A 15,246-nucleotide genomic window follows, 5' to 3' on the forward strand; every position below is an offset into this window, starting at 1 on the left:
AGATAGGTCCGCTGGTGCTCAGTGCGGGAAATCTCCTCGACAACCGGTACCGGTTGGACGAGCGGGTCGCCACCGGCGGGATGGGTGACGTCTGGCGGGGCACCGACGTGGTGCTCGGCCGTGTCGTCGCGGTGAAGGTGCTGCGCACGGCGATGCTGGAGGACCCGGAGTTCGCCACCCGGTTCTACGGCGAGGCCCGGATGATGGCCGCGTTCCGGCACCCCGGCGTCGTCGAGGTCTACGACTACGCCAGCGACGGCGACTACGACGGCCCGGAGAAGGTCGCCTATCTGGTGATGGCCTTCGTGGAGGGCGAGCCGCTCTCCAACCGGGTCAAAGAGGGCCCGATCCCGGTCACCGAGACCATGTCGATCGTGGCGCAGGCCGCCGACGCGCTGCACGCCGCCCACGAGAACGGCATCGTGCACCGCGACGTGAAGCCCGGCAACCTGATCGTCAAGCCGACCGGCGCGGTGATCCTGGTGGATTTCGGCGTCGCCCGGTCGAACGCGATGACCAGCGTCACCGGTCTCAACGCGATCGTCGGCACCGCCCTCTACATGGCTCCCGAGCAGGTCGCCAAGGGCAACCTGACGCCGGCCACCGACATCTACGCACTCGGCGCGGTGGCCTACCACTGCATCGCCGGGCGGCCGCCGTTCGACGGTGACAACGCGCTCCAGGTCGCGCTTCGCCACCTGGAGGACGAGGCGGCCCCGCTGCCCGACGACGTGCCGTACGAGGTTCGTGAGCTGATCTCCCGGGCGATGGCGAAACAGCCGTCCGACCGTTTCCAGAGCGCCGCCGAGTTCGCCGAGGCCGCGTTCGCCGCCGCCGGTCCACTGGACTGGAAACGGCTGACCGGCACCTCGCTGACCGCACCGGTCAGCCCGGCGGCGCGGTTCGGCACCGGCCAGTTCCCGACCACCCCGCTGAATCCGGCCACACCGCCCCGGCCCGTGCCGATGCCGCACAACCCTCCGCCACGACCGGTCCCGGCCGGGGCGTCCTTCTCGGGTTCGCGCGGCGGGCAGTCGTCCACCCAGCGGTTCCTGATGATCGCGATTCTGGCGCTCTTCGCGGTGGCCGGCGGCCTGGGCCTGATCTTCGCGTTGCAGGACCGGGGCAGCGACCCCACCAGCAATCCGGGGCAGCAGGCCGAGGTGCGGGAGACGCCGCCGGTGCCGGAGGTGAGCGAGGAGGTCGAGTTCTCCAGCGAGCCCACGAAGAACCCGGTGAAGAAGCCGAACAGGACACGCAACTCGTCGTCCAGCTCGTCGCCGAGCCCGTCCTCGGCGTCGCCGACCCCCAGTGAGCCGCCGACGCCGACCGAGCCGACCACCGAGCCGACGACGACAGCGCCCACGACGCAGCCGACCACCACGGCGCCCACAACGGTGCCCACCACGGTGCCGACCATCGACCCGGAGCTGCCGGGAACCGGCGGCGGCGCCTGACGGCGCTCGACCCTCACGGCGCTTGACCCTCACGGCGCTTGACCCTGACACAGTGTCAGGGAGGACGGTGGACCGATCATGTTGAGCATCGGAGACTTCGCCGGTCTGGGTCGCGTGTCGGTTCGCATGCTGCGTCACTACGACGCCATCGGCCTGCTGCGCCCCGCCCACGTCGACCCGCACAGCGGCTACCGCTGGTACGCGGCCGAGCAACTCAGCGTCCTCAACCGGGTGCTGGCTCTCAAGGATCTCGGCTTCAGCCTCACCGAGGTGCAGTCGATGATCGACGAGAAGCTGGAGCTGGGCGAGCTGCGCGGGATGCTGCGGCTGCGGCGGGCCGAACTGGCCGCACAGGTCCATCGCGACACCGCGCGCCTGGCCCTGGTCGACGCACGTCTCCGGCTGATCGAGACGGAGGGACACATGGACACCGCTGACGTCGTCCTCAAGCACATCCCGGCGATCAGGGTCGCGGAGCTGTCCGCGACCGCCGCGGGCTACGACCACCCGAGTTCGATAACGGAGAACCTCAGCCCGCTCTACCCCCGGCTGATGGAACTCATGGAGCAGGCCGGCGTACCGATGACCGGATCGCCGATCGCCTACTACCAACCCGCGCCGACCGGTCCGGGCGACGAGACGATCACCGTGCACGCGGCGTTCCCGATCAGCGGGGAGGTGGCTCCGGGCGCCGGTTTCGACGTGGTGGAGCTCCCGCCGATCGACGCGGCGACCGCCCTGCACCACGGCTCGATGTCGGAGGCCTTCCGCACCGGGCAGCAGATCGGCACCTGGATCGAGGACAACGGCTACCGGACGGCCGGCCCCGGCTTCGCCCGCGAGGTCTACCTCGACTGCCCGCCGGACGACTTCGACAAATGGGTCACCGAGATGCAGGTACCCCTCGACGGCACCGCATTCGCAACTCGCGAAAACTAACCCTCAACTCGGCGTGCGCACGGCCGATCTGCTCCGTCGGCGCGGGATCACAACCGTGCCGCGACCGAGAGGCCCGCACATGACAGTCCAGACTCCACCGGAGCCCGGGCACTACCCGACGGCTCCACCGTGGGCGAGCCCGGCGGCTCCCGTCCCCGCGGCGGAGGCGGCCGAACCGCTGTACGGAGGGCTGGTCCCTCCGTACGGCGATCCGGAGAACAGGCACGGCCAGTTGCTGGTCCAGTACCCCGAGGAGGTGCACCTCGGCGGCCGGCCGGAGACACCCTCGTGGCGCCCGGTGGTGGTCCTGACGTTCTTCTTCAGCCTGCTGGGCGCGGTGTCGGCATTCCGGCGCGCCGGAAAGGCCCGTCGGTACGGCCACAAGCGAGCCCCGTACTGGATCGCGTTCGGCGTGACGCTGGTGCTCGCGACCGTGTTCTGGCTGGCCCTGTTCAGGGTGGCGGTCCCGGTCTACCTGGACTACCGGGAGCAGGCGATCACCAAGGTCGTGCAGGAGGCGATCCTCAACGACGGGCGGGTCGAGAAGGCGCTCGCCCTCGACGTCTCCGACCCCACGTGCACGCCGGACGGCGACCGCACGGACGGGCTGCGCACCTACCTCTGCACGTTCAAGGCGGAGGGCGGCCGGCAGTCGCTGTTCATCAAGGCCGACGAACGCGGCAACTGGGAGCTGGCGAAATGAATTCGATCAGTCACCGGCGGGCTGGGCAGCCCGGCCCGCCGGTGACTGAGGTCAGAACGCGATCGGCACGCCGGCGCGGACGAGCTGCCAGTTCTTGACGAAGAAGTCGGCCGGGTCGATCGTGCCCCTGGCCTGCGCCCAGTCGATCAGCAGCTGGCGGATCTCCTGCTGCTCGTTGTAGACCTGGGTCTTCACGATGCCGGGGAAGCCCCCGCCGCCGGAGCGCCGGTAGTTGTTCACCGCCACCACGAACTGGGCGGCCGGGTCCACGTCCACGCCACCGATCTGGAGCCTGGTGATGCGGCTGCCCACCGGCTGCGCGATGTCGATGTCGTAGTCGACGCCGGAGAACACGTCGTAGTTGTAATCCGGCACCGCCGGGTCGCTGATCGCCGCCAGGTCGACCGGTGCGCCCGGGGCGAGCGTGACGAAGTACTTCGCCGAGTACTCGAGGTACGCCTTCACCTCGGCACCGGTCATCACGACCGCTTCCAGGGTGTTGTCGTAGATGTAGAGCCCGGCCACATCCTTGATCTTGACCTCGCCCTGCGGGAACACCGCGGTACGGCTGAACGGCGCGGCGATCGACAGGACCGGCAGACTCGCGTACGCGGTGCCGGCCAGCGCCGCCGTGACGGTATCGGTCTGCACCTTGTTGATGTAGTCGAGGATCGGGGTGTCCTCGTACCGGGAGGTCTCGGCGGAGAGCGTCTCGGTCGAGGTCGCGACGACCTGGTTCACATAGGCCACGGTCTTGTCGTGCTGCTTCCTGACGGCCGCGAGCACCTTCGGGTCGGCCTCGACCGTGTTGGTGTTCAGCGTCGTCGCGGCCTTGGTGGTGATCTTCCAGCGGCCCTTCTCCCGGACCAGGTCGAAGTCCATCCTGGTGAGCCGCTGACCCCACCGGGACGGCTCGGAGAGCAGAACCTGCTGCCCGGTCGTCAGGTTGGTGACGAACCGCTCCGGCACCTCTCGGTGCGCGTGACCGAAGAGGATCGCGTCGATGCCGGGGACCTGCTCGGCGATCAGCGCTGTCGGGTTCTCGTTCGGCAGCTCCGGGCCGTAACTGGAGGTGCCGCTGTCGCCGCCGTGCGCCGAGATGAGGACGACGTCCGCGCCGCGGGCGCGCATGATCGGCACCCACTTCGCCGCCGACGCGATCATGTCGGTGAACTGGATCTTGCCTTCGACGTTGGCGCGGTCCCAGATGGCCGAGCCCGGGTTGGTCAGGCCCAGGATGCCGACGCGCAGCGCCGGACCGTGCCGGCCGACCGGCACCTTCTTGATGACGTACGGGGTGAAGGCCGGCTTTCCGGTCCGGACACTGATCGCGTTGGCGGCCAGAGCGGGGAAACCGAGCTGGCGGATCCACAGGTTCAGCAGCGGCAGGCCGTAGTTGAACTCGTGGTTGCCCAGGGTGACCGCGTCGTAGTGCAGCACGTTCATGGCGCGGGCCATCGGGTGCTTCTCACCGGTGGAGGTGATCGGCTCCTGCTTGGCGAAGTACGTCGCCAGCGGCGTGCCCTGGATGGTGTCGCCCGCGTCGAGGACCAGCACCGGACCGGTCGCCTCGGCACGCAGCTTGTTCACCAGCGCGGCCAGCTTGGCAACGCCGACGTCGTTGTGGCCGGCGTCGTCGTACTCCGCGTCCTTGTAGTAGTCCCAGTTGTAGACGTTGCCGTGCGTGTCCGAAGTGCCCAGGACGGTCAGCCGGTACGTCTGCGGGGGCTTGCCGCCGCCCCGCGGGCCGGCGGTGGCCGGCTCGCCGAGGACGAGCGGTGCGGCGACAGTCGCCGCGGACGCGGCCAGCACGCCGCGCCGCGATACACCGTTGGGAAGGCTCATAACGAGGAACCCTAACGCTCGATAAAGGAATCGGTCGATCGAAGCGGTATTGCGGGATGATCAAATCTCGGTGACCACCGGAAGACCCAGCAGATCCATTCCCCGGTGCAGGGTGCGGCCGGTCAGGTCGGCCAGGGCGAGCCGGCTCGCGCGGACCGGGCCCTCGGAGCGGAGCACCGGACAGGACTCGTAGAAGGTGGAGAACGCGACGGCCAGGTCGTGCAGGTAGGCGGTGAGCCGGTGCGGTTCCCGCAGGGTGGCCGCGCTGCGCACGGCCGGTTCGAACCCGAGCAGCGCGAGGCCGAGGGCACGTTCCTCCGGGCCGGTCAGCACGATCGGACCGGGCTCGGCGCCGGCTTTGCGGTACAGCGAGGAGATTCTGGCGTACGCGTACTGAAGGTAGGGTCCGGTGTTCCCGGTCGACGCGAGCATCCGATCCCAGTCGAAGACGTAATCGCTGCGCCGGTCGCTGGACAGGTCGGCGTACTTGATCGCCGCCAGGCCGATCTCCGGTGCCGACGCGCGGGCGTCCGCCTCGTCGAGCAGGCCGGCGAGCCGGACCGTGTCACCGGTCCGGGTCCTCAGCATCCGGCCGTCGGTGCCGAGGATCGACCCGAAGCCGATGTGCTCGGCGGTGACCGTGCCCGGCAGCCAGCCCGCCTCCCGGGCGACCGCGAACACCATCTGGAAGTGGATCCGCTGCGGTGTGCCGACGACGTAGAGCAGCTGGGTCGCCCGCAGGTCGTTCACCCGCCTGCGCAGGGCGGCGAGGTCGGTTGCCGCGTACCCGAAACCGCCGTCGCCCTTGCGGACGATGAGCGGAAGCGGACCGCCGTCGCGGCCGGTGAAACCCGCCGGGAACGCGCAGAGGGCGCCGTCGCTCTCCCGCAGCAGGCCCTTCTCGCTCAGATCGGCGACAACGCCCGCCAAGTCGTCCTGGTACTGGCTCTCCCCCGCGAAGTCGCCCGGCCCGAGGGTGACACCGAGCCGGTCGTAGACGGCCAGGAACACCCGCTCGGACTGGGCGACCAGTTTCCGCCACAGCGCCCGGGTCGGCCCGTCGCCGGCCTGGAGCGCCACCACCCGCAGCCGGGCCCGGTCCCGGAAGCCCTCGTCGGTGTCGAACCTGACGCGCGCCGCCTGGTAGAAGCCGGTGAGGTCACCCAGCGAGTACTCACCCTCGGCACCGGCCAGGTGCTCGATCAGCATCCCGAACGGGGTGCCCCAGTCGCCGAGGTGGTTGACCCGGTGAACGTGGTGGCCCTGCCACTCGAGGACCCGGGCCAGGGCGTCCCCGATGATCGTCGAGCGGAGGTGGCCGACGTGCATCTCCTTGGCCACGTTCGGACTGGAGTAGTCGAGCACGATCCGCTCCGGCTCGGCGACCGGCGGTACGCCGAGCCGGGCATCGCCGGCCAGCGCGTCCAGCGAGGTGGTGATCAGGTCGTCGGCGACGGTGAGGTTGAGGAAGCCCGGACCGGAGACGGTGATCGCGGCGAGGCCGGTGAGATCCACCTTTCCGGCCACCTCGGCGGCCACCTCGCGGGGCGGCCGGCCCAGTTGCCGGGCCAGGGCCAGCGGGGCGGCGGACTGGAAGTCGGCATGCGGGGAGACGCGGACGGCCGGGTCCGCGGGAGAGCCGGCGACCGCCTCGAGGGCGGGCGCGAGCCGGTCGTGCAGGAGTGATTCGAGATTCATCGTCGACCCCATCGAGAGTTACGTCAGACGGGTCGAACCGACTGCTGTCCAGCGCCGGCGGGTGACGACCCGCCGGGTGGGAAGCAGAACTTCAGCGGCGGCCCTCGGGACGCCGGCGTCGCACGCTGAAGCTGAACATGCCGGGACTATAGCTGATCGTCGTGCGCGATCCTGGTCATCTGCGGCCAGAGCAGGACCACGAAGACGGCCGACGCGCCGAACGCGGCCCAGAACGGGGCGGCGATCCCGTACTGCTTCGCCAGCACACCACCGGCAGCCGCGCCGATCACCAGCCCGCCGAACATGCAGATCGTGTTGACCGCGTTCACCCTGCCCTGCAACTCGGTCGGCACGGCCCGCTGCCGGACCGTGGCGGAGGTGGTGCCCCAGACGAACTCGTGCACGCCGAAAACGAAGAACATCGGCAGCGCCACCCACGGCGAGGTGGTGGCCGCCAGGACCAGATGGGTCAGCGTCTCGATGATCAGGCCGATCCGCATCAGGTTGCCGAGGCTGATCCGGGCGGTGAGCCGCCCGTACGCCACGGTGCCGACCACGCCACCGACCGCGGCCACGCCGGTGACCAGCCCGAACCCGAAGGCACCCAGGCCGAGCCGGTCGCTCGCGTAGAGCACCAGCACCGACCAGGCGGCACCGAAGGCGAGGTTGAAGACGAGCACGATCAGGCACAGCGTGCGCACCGGCGGATGGTGCCGCACCCAGCGCAGGCCCTCGACGATCTCGTGCCACACGTTGCGGCGCGCACCCGCGGCCCGGTCGCGGCCGTGCGGCGGGAGGGTCATCCGGCTCACCAGGAGCATCCCCGCGCCCACCAGCAGCACTTCGGACACCAGCGGCCAGGCCCGGCCGACGGTGAACAGCGCCGCGCCGAGCGGCGGGCCGGCCAGCTGATTCAGGGTGATGAAGCCGGTTTGCAGGCGGGCGTTGGCCAGTGCCAGATCGTCGCGGTGCACCAGCATCGGGGCGAGCGTCCCGCTGGTGTTGTCGGCGAAGACCTCGGCCGTGCTGATCAGCCCGAGGCCGATCAGAGCGGCCTCGACGGTCAACCGGCCGGCGGCCAGCGCGGCGATCATCGCCAGCAGCACCACGCCTCGGAACGCGTTGGCGCCGAGCAGGATCAGCCGGCGGTTGTGGCGATCCGACAGCACACCGGCCCACAGGCCGCAGACCAGCGGCGGTGCCCAGGTCAGCAGCGCGGCCAGGGAGATCAGGAAGGGGTCGTCGGTGAGCGAGGCGACAAGCAGCGGACCGGCCGCCGCGGCGATCCCGTCACCGAGGTTCGTCGTCCAGGAGGAGGCGAGCAACCACCGGAAACCGGTGCCGAGCCGAGCGGGGACCAGGGTCTGGACGAGCGTACTCACAAGGTGAGCACCCTACGTCGCCGCGGCGGATTCGCGACATCATTTACGCCATGACGACGCAGGGCTGGGAGAAGGGTGGCGCCGGGGTGCTGGCGCTGCCGTCGGGGCGGCTGATCCGGGGCCGTGGGCTGCGGGAACCCATGCCGTCCGGGCATCCACCGCAGTTCGGCGTGTACCTGCTCGGCTCCGCGCCGCCCGAGTTCGGGTGGACCAGCCGGTGGATCAGGTGGCCCGACTTCCGGCTGCCGGCCGATTCCGCGTACGCGAAAGAGGTCTTGATCGAAGCCCTGCACCGCGCCGGACGTGAGCGGGTGGAGGTGGCATGTCATGGCGGTCGTGGCCGCACCGGCACCGCGCTGGCCTGCCTCGCCGTGCTGGACGGCGTGCCACCGGCGCTGGCCGTCGCGTTCGTGCGCCGCGAATATCACCCGCACGCGGTGGAGACGCCCTGGCAGCGGCGCTACGTGGCGCGGTTCCGCGTCGACTGATCGGTCTCGGTCTTGGCCCCGGTCTCGATCTCCTCGGGCGTCGCACCGGTCTGAATCATGGCCGAGAGCTTCACCGACTCCTTGTAGGAGAGCCAGGCCAGCCAGAGCGTGATGCTGCCGAGCGCGGTGGCGGTGACGCCCGCCAACTGGTCGGCGAGGGTCGGGCCGAGCAGGCTCACCGCCACGATCACCACGGCGATGGCGCCCAGCGCCGCCAGGTATCCGGCCCGCAGGCGCTTGCCCGCCAGCTCGCGCCGCCGAGGCTCGGTGGTCTCCGGCTCGCCCGCCGCCCGGCCCGCGGCCTGCGACTTGCCGGCCGGCCGGACCCCGGTCGCGGCACCCGATCGGCCGGCCGGGAGGACCTGGTGTGCCAGCCACTGGATCAGCAGGACAAGCAGGGTCACGAAGAGGGAGACGTGCCAGCCCTGGAGGCCCGAATCGGTCATCGCAGCGCCTCCTGCATGTCCTGGACGAACCGCTGGGTGAGCTGTTCGCCCTCGTAGAGGTACGCGTAGGTGTGCTCCTTGAACCGCTGGGCGAAGTCGGCGTATCCGGGGTTCACCGGCCGGGGACGGGCGGCCTCGACGGCGTACCGCACGATGGTGAGCTGCGGTGCGGAGTTCTGGAGCCCGGGGTCGATGTAGGCGTCCCGCCCCGGCGGCGCGAACCCGTAGGTGGCCAGCAGCTTCTGCGCGGGGATGTCGGTGAGGAAGTGGATCACCTGTTCGGCGGCGTCCCGGTGCGGTGTCTCCCGGTCCACCGCGAGGCACTGCCCGCCGAGGATGCCGACCGGGAGCCTGCCGAGACGGATCTCCGCGGTGTCGGGCTCGGCCCGCTCCTCCCGGTCCACGCCGGGGAACCAGACCGGCCAGTTCCGCATGTAGCGCAGGTTGTTGCGCCCGAACGCCCGGATGCTGCCCTCCTCGCCGGTCTCGGCCTGGATCCGGCGGGCCCGCATCGCCCCGGCCAGCGGCTCGAGGGCGGTCCGCCACTGACCGAGGCTGTAGGACACGACTCCCTGCTCGTCGAGGATCGCGTCGTCCTGCGCGAGGGCGTGCTCCAGCACGTTGACCACGAAAGCCTCGTCGGTCTGGGTGCCGACGGTGTTCAGCTGGCCGGTGAACCCACCCTGGTCCAGCACGTCGCTCAGCGCCGGCTCGCTGTCCGCGGCGCTCTTGTCGGTGATCCGCCGGTAGAGCATCCCGACGTCGGAGTTGAACGGGACCGCCCAGAGCCGGTCCTTCTCGTCGCCGACCTGGCAGACCCGGCGCACCGGATCGAGCAGCGAGAGGTCGCTGCGCGGGACGATCGGCTCGATGCGCTCCGCGGCGGCGAACCGGGGGATGTGGATGACGTCCAGGTTGTAGATATCCGCCCGGTTCTCGGTGAACTTCGCATACTGGTCCTGAGTGGAGCTGTTGATCTCCAGTAGCTCGATCCGGATGTCCGGGTGCATGTCGTTCCACAGGTTGATCAGGAGCTTGCGCCCGCCGCCGGTCGGCTCGGCGCCGGTCGCCAGGGTCAGCGTGACCGGCTCCCGGCGGGTGAGCGAATATCCGGCGGCGGAGGACAGCAGCCCGGTGGTCAGGGCACCGACCATGAAGGATCGCCGCGAGTACCGCTCAGCCATGTGATCCACATTACTCGATACACGCTGTCGCCGTCGGCCTGCGGACGGTCAGCGGGGACTCGACGTGCCGACCCGGACGCCTTGACAGTCCGCCGACCCGCCCGACAAACTGCCGTCAATATCAAGTACCTCTTTCAGCCGACCTTTCGAGGTCGGCTTTTTGTTTTCTGCCGGTAACCCAGGAAACGCCGTATTAAGGCACGGGAAACGGCATTGAAATCGAAGGACATGAAACTAATCCTGCCTAGCTGAGCGGCAGAGCTGCCGGTCAGGGCACCGTCCTTCAGCGCAACGACCGGCGAACCCGGCGGCATGGACTCCATCGGCGTCAATTCATTCTGCTGATTTCCAAGCGGAGGTTTCATGTTCAGGATTTCCGGCCGGCGCACCGCGGCCACTATCGCGACAGTTGCCGCCCTCGCGGCCCTCACCGCCTGCGGAGCCAAGACCAGCGACGAATCCGCTCCGGCGGCCGGCGCGGTGATCGACACGTCCGGTGACACCGTCAAGGTCGGCCTGCTGAACTCGCTCTCCGGCACCATGGCGATCAGCGAGGTGACCGTGCGGGACTCGCTCCAGCTGGCCATCGAGGAGATCAACACCGCGGGTGGCGTACTCGGCAAGAAGATCGAGCCGGTCAGCGAGGACGGCGCGTCCGACTGGCCCACGTTCGCCGAGAAGTCGCAGAAGCTGATCAGCGAGGACAAGGTCGCCGCGGTCTTCGGCTGCTGGACCTCGGCCAGCCGCAAGGCGGTCAAGCCCGTCTTCGAGAAGAACAAGTCGCTGCTCTTCTACCCCGTGCAGTACGAGGGCCTGGAGCAGTCGCCGTACATCTTCTACACCGGCGCCACCACGAACCAGCAGATCGTTCCCGGTCTGGACTACCTGAAGGCGCAGGGCAAGACATCGGTCTACCTGGTCGGCTCGGACTACGTGTTCCCGCGGACCGCGAACAAGATCATCAAGGCGTACGCGGCGGCGAACGGCATGAAGGTGCTCGGCGAGGACTACGCGCCGCTGGGCTCCACCGAGTTCTCCACGATCGTCAACAAGGTGAAGGCCTCCGGTGCCTCGGCGGTGTTCAACACGCTCAACGGCGACAGCAACGTGGCCTTCTTCAAGGAGTACAAGGCGGCCGGGCTGACCGCCACCGGCATGCCGGTGGTCTCCGTCTCGATCGCCGAGGAGGAGGTCAAGAGCATCGGCACGCAGTACCTGGCCGGGCAGCTCACGGCTTGGAACTACTACCAGACCACCGAGGGCGCGGCGAACGACAAGTTCGTCAAGGCCTACAAGGCGAAGTACGGCGCGGACAAGCCGACGAGTGACCCGATGGAGGCCGCCTACGTCTCGGTCTACCTGTGGAAGGCGATGGTCGAGAAGGCCGGCTCGTTCGACGTCGAAAAGGTCAAGGCGGCGGCCGACGGCATCACCTTCGACGCCCCCGAGGGCAAGGTCAGCGTGGACGGCGCCACGCAGCACATCTCCAAGACCGCCCGGATCGGCAGGATCGGCGACGACGGCCTGATCAAGGAGGTGTGGAACTCCGGCGAGCCGATCAAGCCGGACCCGTACCTCAAGGGCTACAGCTGGGCCGGATCCCTCGCCTGACCGTCGTAGGCGGGTCGCCCGGGTCACCGGGCGGCCCGCCGGAAGGGTTCGGAAATGACTCTCGTCCTCAGCCAACTCTTCACCGGCATCAGCATCGGCGCGGTGCTGCTGCTCATCGCCCTCGGCCTGTCGCTGACCTTCGGTCAGATGGGCGTCATCAACATGGCGCACGGCGAGCTGATCATGGTCGGCGCCTACACCGTGTACGTCCTGCAGCAGGTGATCACCGGTGCCGGCCTGTCGTTGCTGGTCGCGCTGCCGATCGCGTTCGCCGTGGCCGGCCTGATGGGTGTGCTGCTGGAGGTGCTGCTCATCCGCCGCCTCTACGCGCGCCCGCTGGACACCCTGCTGGTCACCTGGGGGGTCTCGCTGATCCTCCAGCAACTCGCCCGGGACGTCTTCGGCGCACCGAACGTGCAGACCCGCGCCCCGGAGTTCCTCACCGGCAGCATCACCGTCTTCGGCGACCTGGTGATCTCCAGCAGCCGGCTGTTCATCCTGATCCTGGCCCTCACCGCGGTCGCCGCCCTGACGGTGGTGCTGAAGACCACCTCGCTGGGCCGCCGGATCCGGGCCGTCGTCCAGAACCGGGACCTGGCCGCGGTCTCCGGCCTGGCCACCGGCCGGGTGGACCGGCTGACCTTCTTCATCGGCTCCGGGCTGGCCGGCATCGCCGGTGTCGCGCTGACCCTGATCGGCCCGATCGGCCCGACCATGGGCACCAACATCATCGTCAACGCGTTCCTGGTCGTCGTCGTGGGCGGTATCGGTCAGCTGAAGGGAACCGTCATCGTGGCGTTCGTCCTCGGCATCCTCCAGTCCATGGTGGAGTACACGACCACCGTCAGCGTCGCCAGCGTGATCGTCTTCGTCGCGATCGTTGCCTTCCTCCAGTGGCGGCCGCAGGGCCTGTTCACCCTCCGAACGAGGAGCCTGGCATGAAGTCCATCCTCCAGGGGCGGTTCCGGGCGGCGTGGGGCTTCGGCATCGCCGCCGTGCTGCTCTTCGCGGTCGCGCCGGCGGCGCTCGGCGACTTCCGGCTGAACCTGCTGTCCAAATACCTCTGCTTCGCACTCGTCGCGGTCGGCATCGGCCTGGCCTGGGGCCGCGGCGGCATGCTCACCCTCGGTCAGGGCGTGTTCTTCGGCCTGGGCGGCTACGCGATGGCCATGCATCTCAAGCTCGCCGACGCGGGCCCCGGCAGTCTGCCGGATTTCATGCAGCTGTACGGGCAACTCGATACCCTGCCGTGGTGGTGGAAACCGTTCGCCAGCCCGCTGTTCGCGCTGGCCGCCACCATCCTGCTGCCGATGCTGGTGGCCCTGCTCCTCGGTCTGCTGATCTTCCGGCGGCGGGTACGGGGCGCCTACTTCGCGATCCTCTCCCAGGCGCTCTGCGCGGCCTTCGCGATCCTGCTGATCGGCCAGCAGGGCACCACCGGCGGCACCAACGGGCTCACCGACATCCAGGGCTTCTTCGGGTACGACCTGAACGACCCGATCAACCGCCGGATGGTCTACTTCATCATCGCCGGGAGCCTCCTGGCCGTGCTCGGCCTGACCTGGCAGCTGATGCGCAGCCGCTACGGCGAGCTGCTGGTGGCGGTCCGCGACGGTGAGGAGCGGGTCCGGTTCCTCGGCTACGACCCGGCGAACGTCAAACTCGTCGCGTACGTCGCCGCCGCCGGCATGGCCGGACTGGCCGGAGCCCTCTTCGTCCCGGCCGTCGGCATCATCTCGCCCGCGATGATCGGTGTGGTCCCCTCGATCGAGTTCGTCATCGGCGTGGCGGTGGGCGGCCGGGCGAGCCTGGTGGGCCCGGCCCTGGGTGCCATCGCGGTGGCCTGGGCGAAGACCGCACTGTCCGAGCGGGTGCCGTCCGCGTGGACGTACTTCGAAGGTCTGCTCTTCATCCTGCCGATCGTGTTCCTGCCCGGCGGCCTGGCCTCACTGGCCGGCATGATCCGGCGCCGCCGGGCGGCGACGCCCGCCGGTCCGCCTCCGCACACACCCGTCGAGAAGACTCCCGTGGAGGTGACGACATGAGCGGACTTTCCATCCGCGACTTGCGGGTCGTCTTCGACGGATTCGTGGCCGTCGGTGGCGTCGATCTGGACGTGCCCGCCGGTGATGTGCGGTTCGTCATCGGGCCGAACGGCGCCGGCAAGACGACGCTGATCGACGCCGTGACCGGCCTGGCGAAGGCCGGCGGCTCGGTCACCTTCGCCGGCCACGAGTTGCTGGGCCGGAAGGTTCACAAGATCGCCCGGCTGGGTGTCGGCCGGACCTTCCAGACGGCGTCGGTCTTCGAGGAGCTGACCGTCCTGCAGAACCTGGACATCGCCGCCGGATGGTCGCGCGGGCCGCTCACCATGCTGCGCACCCGCCGGGGCATCCCGCCCGAAGTGGAGCAGGCTCTCGAGACGGTCCGGCTGACCGGGGTCCGCGACAAGCTCGCCGGCACGCTGGCGCACGGTCAGAAACAGTGGCTGGAGATCGGCATGCTGCTGGTCCAGAACGCCCAGCTGTTCCTGCTCGACGAGCCGGTCGCCGGGATGAGCCACGACGAGCGCGACGCCACCGGCGAGCTTCTCGGCCAGCTGAGCAGGGACCACACCGTTGTGGTGATCGAGCACGACATGGATTTCCTGCGGCGGTTCGCCCGTACGGTCACGGTCATGCACGCCGGGAAGATCCTCTCCGAGGGCACCGTCGCGCAGGTCCAGGCCGACCCGAAGGTGCAGGAGGTCTATCTCGGACACTCGGTGGAGAAGCAGGAGGCGTGATGCTGCGATTCGAGGACATCCACGCCGGGTACGGCCGCAGCATCGTCCTGCACGGCGTGAACCTCACCGTGCCTACCGACGGTGTCGCCGCCGTCCTCGGGCACAACGGCGCCGGCAAGAGCACACTGCTGCGGGTCGCGATCGGGCTGATCAAACCGCGGACCGGGCTGATCCTGCTGGACGGCGAGGACATCACCAGGCTGGCGCCGCACGAGCGGGTGGCGCGTGGCGTGGCGTACGTCCCGCAGGGACAGCAGAGTTTCCCGCACCTGACCACCGCGGAGAACCTGCAGCTCGTCGCCGACGGCCGCAAGGCCGGCAGGGCCGCGATGGCCGAGTCGCTCGACCTCTTCCCGGCCCTCAAGGACCTGATGGGCCGCCGGGCCGGTCTGCTCTCCGGCGGCCAGCGCCAGCAGCTCGCGCTGGCCCGCGCGCTGATCACCCGCCCGAGACTGCTGCTGCTCGACGAGCCCACCGAGGGCATCCAGCCGTCCGTGGTCGCCGAGATCGAGCAGACCATCCTCGGGCTTGCCGCGCGCGGCGGCATGTCAGTGCTGCTGGTGGAGCAGCACGTCGGTTTCGCCCTGCGGGCGGCGCAGAGCTACCACGTGCTCGAGGCGGGCCGGGTCACCTCGACCGGCGACGGCGGGTCCGCGGCGGAGGCCAGCGTCCGTCAGGCCCTGACCGTCTGATCCGCCCGGAGACACG

Annotated in this window: 15 protein-coding genes; 9 read left to right on the forward strand and 6 right to left on the reverse strand. The window is 69.6% G+C overall.

The features are described 5' to 3' along the window. Positions 1 to 14 precede the first annotated feature (14 nt). The 3 genes from ACFQV6_RS40560 to ACFQV6_RS40570 all read left to right on the forward strand — a co-directional run bounded on the left by ACFQV6_RS40560 (position 15) and on the right by ACFQV6_RS40570 (position 3,099). A complete protein-coding gene (locus ACFQV6_RS40560; protein ID WP_378033043.1) occupies positions 15 to 1,457 on the forward strand; it encodes a serine/threonine-protein kinase in 1,443 nt (480 codons plus the stop codon). A gap of 78 nt (positions 1,458 to 1,535) precedes the next feature. Continuing rightward, a complete protein-coding gene (locus ACFQV6_RS40565) occupies positions 1,536 to 2,396 on the forward strand; it encodes a MerR family transcriptional regulator (RefSeq protein ID WP_378033044.1) in 861 nt (286 codons plus the stop codon). Between the two features lie 79 nt (positions 2,397 to 2,475). Next, a complete protein-coding gene (locus ACFQV6_RS40570; RefSeq protein WP_378033045.1) occupies positions 2,476 to 3,099 on the forward strand; it encodes a hypothetical protein in 624 nt (207 codons plus the stop codon). A gap of 51 nt (positions 3,100 to 3,150) precedes the next feature. Here the strand turns inward: ACFQV6_RS40570 and ACFQV6_RS40575 are convergent, their stop codons facing one another. From ACFQV6_RS40575 to ACFQV6_RS40585, 3 genes are all read right to left on the reverse strand, one after another. Continuing rightward, positions 3,151 to 4,944 (reverse strand): bifunctional metallophosphatase/5'-nucleotidase, encoded by a 1,794-nt coding sequence (locus ACFQV6_RS40575; protein ID WP_378033046.1) that lies wholly within the window; start codon positions 4,942 to 4,944, stop codon positions 3,151 to 3,153. Between the two features lie 60 nt (positions 4,945 to 5,004). After that, positions 5,005 to 6,642, reverse strand: coding sequence for an arginine--tRNA ligase (gene argS / locus ACFQV6_RS40580; protein WP_378033047.1), 1,638 nt, complete (start codon positions 6,640 to 6,642; stop codon positions 5,005 to 5,007). A 146-nt stretch (positions 6,643 to 6,788) separates the two neighbouring features. Then, positions 6,789 to 8,024, reverse strand: coding sequence for an MFS transporter (locus ACFQV6_RS40585; RefSeq protein WP_378033048.1), 1,236 nt, complete (start codon positions 8,022 to 8,024; stop codon positions 6,789 to 6,791). Positions 8,025 to 8,074: 50 nt separating this feature from the next. Here ACFQV6_RS40585 and ACFQV6_RS40590 point away from each other — a divergent pair, with 50 nt between their 5' ends. After that, complete coding sequence (locus tag ACFQV6_RS40590) at positions 8,075 to 8,512, forward strand: protein phosphatase (protein WP_378033049.1); 438 nt, start codon at positions 8,075 to 8,077, stop codon at positions 8,510 to 8,512. Here the strand turns inward: ACFQV6_RS40590 and ACFQV6_RS40595 are convergent. The 3 genes from ACFQV6_RS40595 to ACFQV6_RS40605 all read right to left on the reverse strand — a co-directional run bounded on the left by ACFQV6_RS40595 (position 8,485) and on the right by ACFQV6_RS40605 (position 10,531). Next, positions 8,485 to 8,958 (reverse strand): hypothetical protein, encoded by a 474-nt coding sequence (locus tag ACFQV6_RS40595; protein ID WP_378033050.1) that lies wholly within the window; start codon positions 8,956 to 8,958, stop codon positions 8,485 to 8,487. The genes ACFQV6_RS40590 and ACFQV6_RS40595 overlap by 28 nt on opposite strands. Beyond that, positions 8,955 to 10,142, reverse strand: coding sequence for an ABC transporter-binding protein (locus ACFQV6_RS40600; RefSeq protein ID WP_378033051.1), 1,188 nt, complete (start codon positions 10,140 to 10,142; stop codon positions 8,955 to 8,957). The genes ACFQV6_RS40595 and ACFQV6_RS40600 overlap by 4 nt, the downstream gene beginning before the upstream one ends. 134 nt (positions 10,143 to 10,276) lie before the next feature. Further along, positions 10,277 to 10,531: a hypothetical protein gene (locus tag ACFQV6_RS40605; protein ID WP_378033052.1), complete on the reverse strand. Its 255-nt coding sequence runs from the start codon at positions 10,529 to 10,531 to the stop codon at positions 10,277 to 10,279. Between ACFQV6_RS40605 and urtA the strand changes: the two genes are divergently transcribed. From urtA to urtE, 5 genes are read left to right on the forward strand one after another with little or no spacing between them, the layout of a single operon-like run. Continuing rightward, on the forward strand, positions 10,506 to 11,753 hold the full coding sequence (urtA, locus tag ACFQV6_RS40610) for an urea ABC transporter substrate-binding protein (protein ID WP_378033053.1): 1,248 nt from the start codon (positions 10,506 to 10,508) through the stop codon (positions 11,751 to 11,753). The genes ACFQV6_RS40605 and urtA overlap by 26 nt on opposite strands. Before the next feature lie 54 nt (positions 11,754 to 11,807). Further along, positions 11,808 to 12,695, forward strand: a complete 888-nt coding sequence (gene urtB, locus ACFQV6_RS40615) for an urea ABC transporter permease subunit UrtB (RefSeq protein WP_378033054.1) — start codon at positions 11,808 to 11,810, stop codon at positions 12,693 to 12,695. Continuing rightward, positions 12,692 to 13,798 carry an urea ABC transporter permease subunit UrtC gene (gene urtC, locus ACFQV6_RS40620; RefSeq protein ID WP_378033055.1) on the forward strand — a complete coding sequence of 369 codons (1,107 nt, stop codon included), beginning with the start codon at positions 12,692 to 12,694 and terminating at the stop codon, positions 13,796 to 13,798. Before urtB ends, urtC begins: the two co-directional genes overlap by 4 nt. Beyond that, positions 13,795 to 14,538 carry an urea ABC transporter ATP-binding protein UrtD gene (gene urtD, locus ACFQV6_RS40625; RefSeq protein ID WP_378033056.1) on the forward strand — a complete coding sequence of 248 codons (744 nt, stop codon included), beginning with the start codon at positions 13,795 to 13,797 and terminating at the stop codon, positions 14,536 to 14,538. The genes urtC and urtD overlap by 4 nt, the downstream gene beginning before the upstream one ends. Beyond that, positions 14,538 to 15,230 carry an urea ABC transporter ATP-binding subunit UrtE gene (gene urtE / locus ACFQV6_RS40630; RefSeq protein ID WP_378033057.1) on the forward strand — a complete coding sequence of 231 codons (693 nt, stop codon included), beginning with the start codon at positions 14,538 to 14,540 and terminating at the stop codon, positions 15,228 to 15,230. The genes urtD and urtE overlap by 1 nt, the downstream gene beginning before the upstream one ends. Positions 15,231 to 15,246 lie beyond the last annotated feature (16 nt).

Source organism: Actinoplanes sp. GCM10030250 (assembly GCF_042666575.1).
GTDB lineage: Bacteria > Actinomycetota > Actinomycetes > Mycobacteriales > Micromonosporaceae > Actinoplanes.

Excerpts from the sequence above, each read along its gene's own strand:
- urtC (WP_378033055.1), top strand. The coding sequence starts at position 12,692 with ATGAAGTCCATCCTCCAGGGGCGGTTCCGGGCGGCGTGGGGCTTCGGC.
- urtE (WP_378033057.1), top strand. The coding sequence starts at position 14,538 with ATGCTGCGATTCGAGGACATCCACGCCGGGTACGGCCGCAGCATCGTC.
- argS (WP_378033047.1), bottom strand. The coding sequence starts at position 6,642 with ATGAATCTCGAATCACTCCTGCACGACCGGCTCGCGCCCGCCCTCGAG.
- ACFQV6_RS40565 (WP_378033044.1), top strand. The coding sequence starts at position 1,536 with ATGTTGAGCATCGGAGACTTCGCCGGTCTGGGTCGCGTGTCGGTTCGC.
- ACFQV6_RS40570 (WP_378033045.1), top strand. The coding sequence starts at position 2,476 with ATGACAGTCCAGACTCCACCGGAGCCCGGGCACTACCCGACGGCTCCA.
- ACFQV6_RS40595 (WP_378033050.1), bottom strand. The coding sequence starts at position 8,958 with ATGACCGATTCGGGCCTCCAGGGCTGGCACGTCTCCCTCTTCGTGACC.
- urtA (WP_378033053.1), top strand. The coding sequence starts at position 10,506 with ATGTTCAGGATTTCCGGCCGGCGCACCGCGGCCACTATCGCGACAGTT.
- ACFQV6_RS40600 (WP_378033051.1), bottom strand. The coding sequence starts at position 10,142 with ATGGCTGAGCGGTACTCGCGGCGATCCTTCATGGTCGGTGCCCTGACC.
- ACFQV6_RS40590 (WP_378033049.1), top strand. The coding sequence starts at position 8,075 with ATGACGACGCAGGGCTGGGAGAAGGGTGGCGCCGGGGTGCTGGCGCTG.
- urtB (WP_378033054.1), top strand. The coding sequence starts at position 11,808 with ATGACTCTCGTCCTCAGCCAACTCTTCACCGGCATCAGCATCGGCGCG.
- ACFQV6_RS40575 (WP_378033046.1), bottom strand. The coding sequence starts at position 4,944 with ATGAGCCTTCCCAACGGTGTATCGCGGCGCGGCGTGCTGGCCGCGTCC.
- urtD (WP_378033056.1), top strand. The coding sequence starts at position 13,795 with ATGAGCGGACTTTCCATCCGCGACTTGCGGGTCGTCTTCGACGGATTC.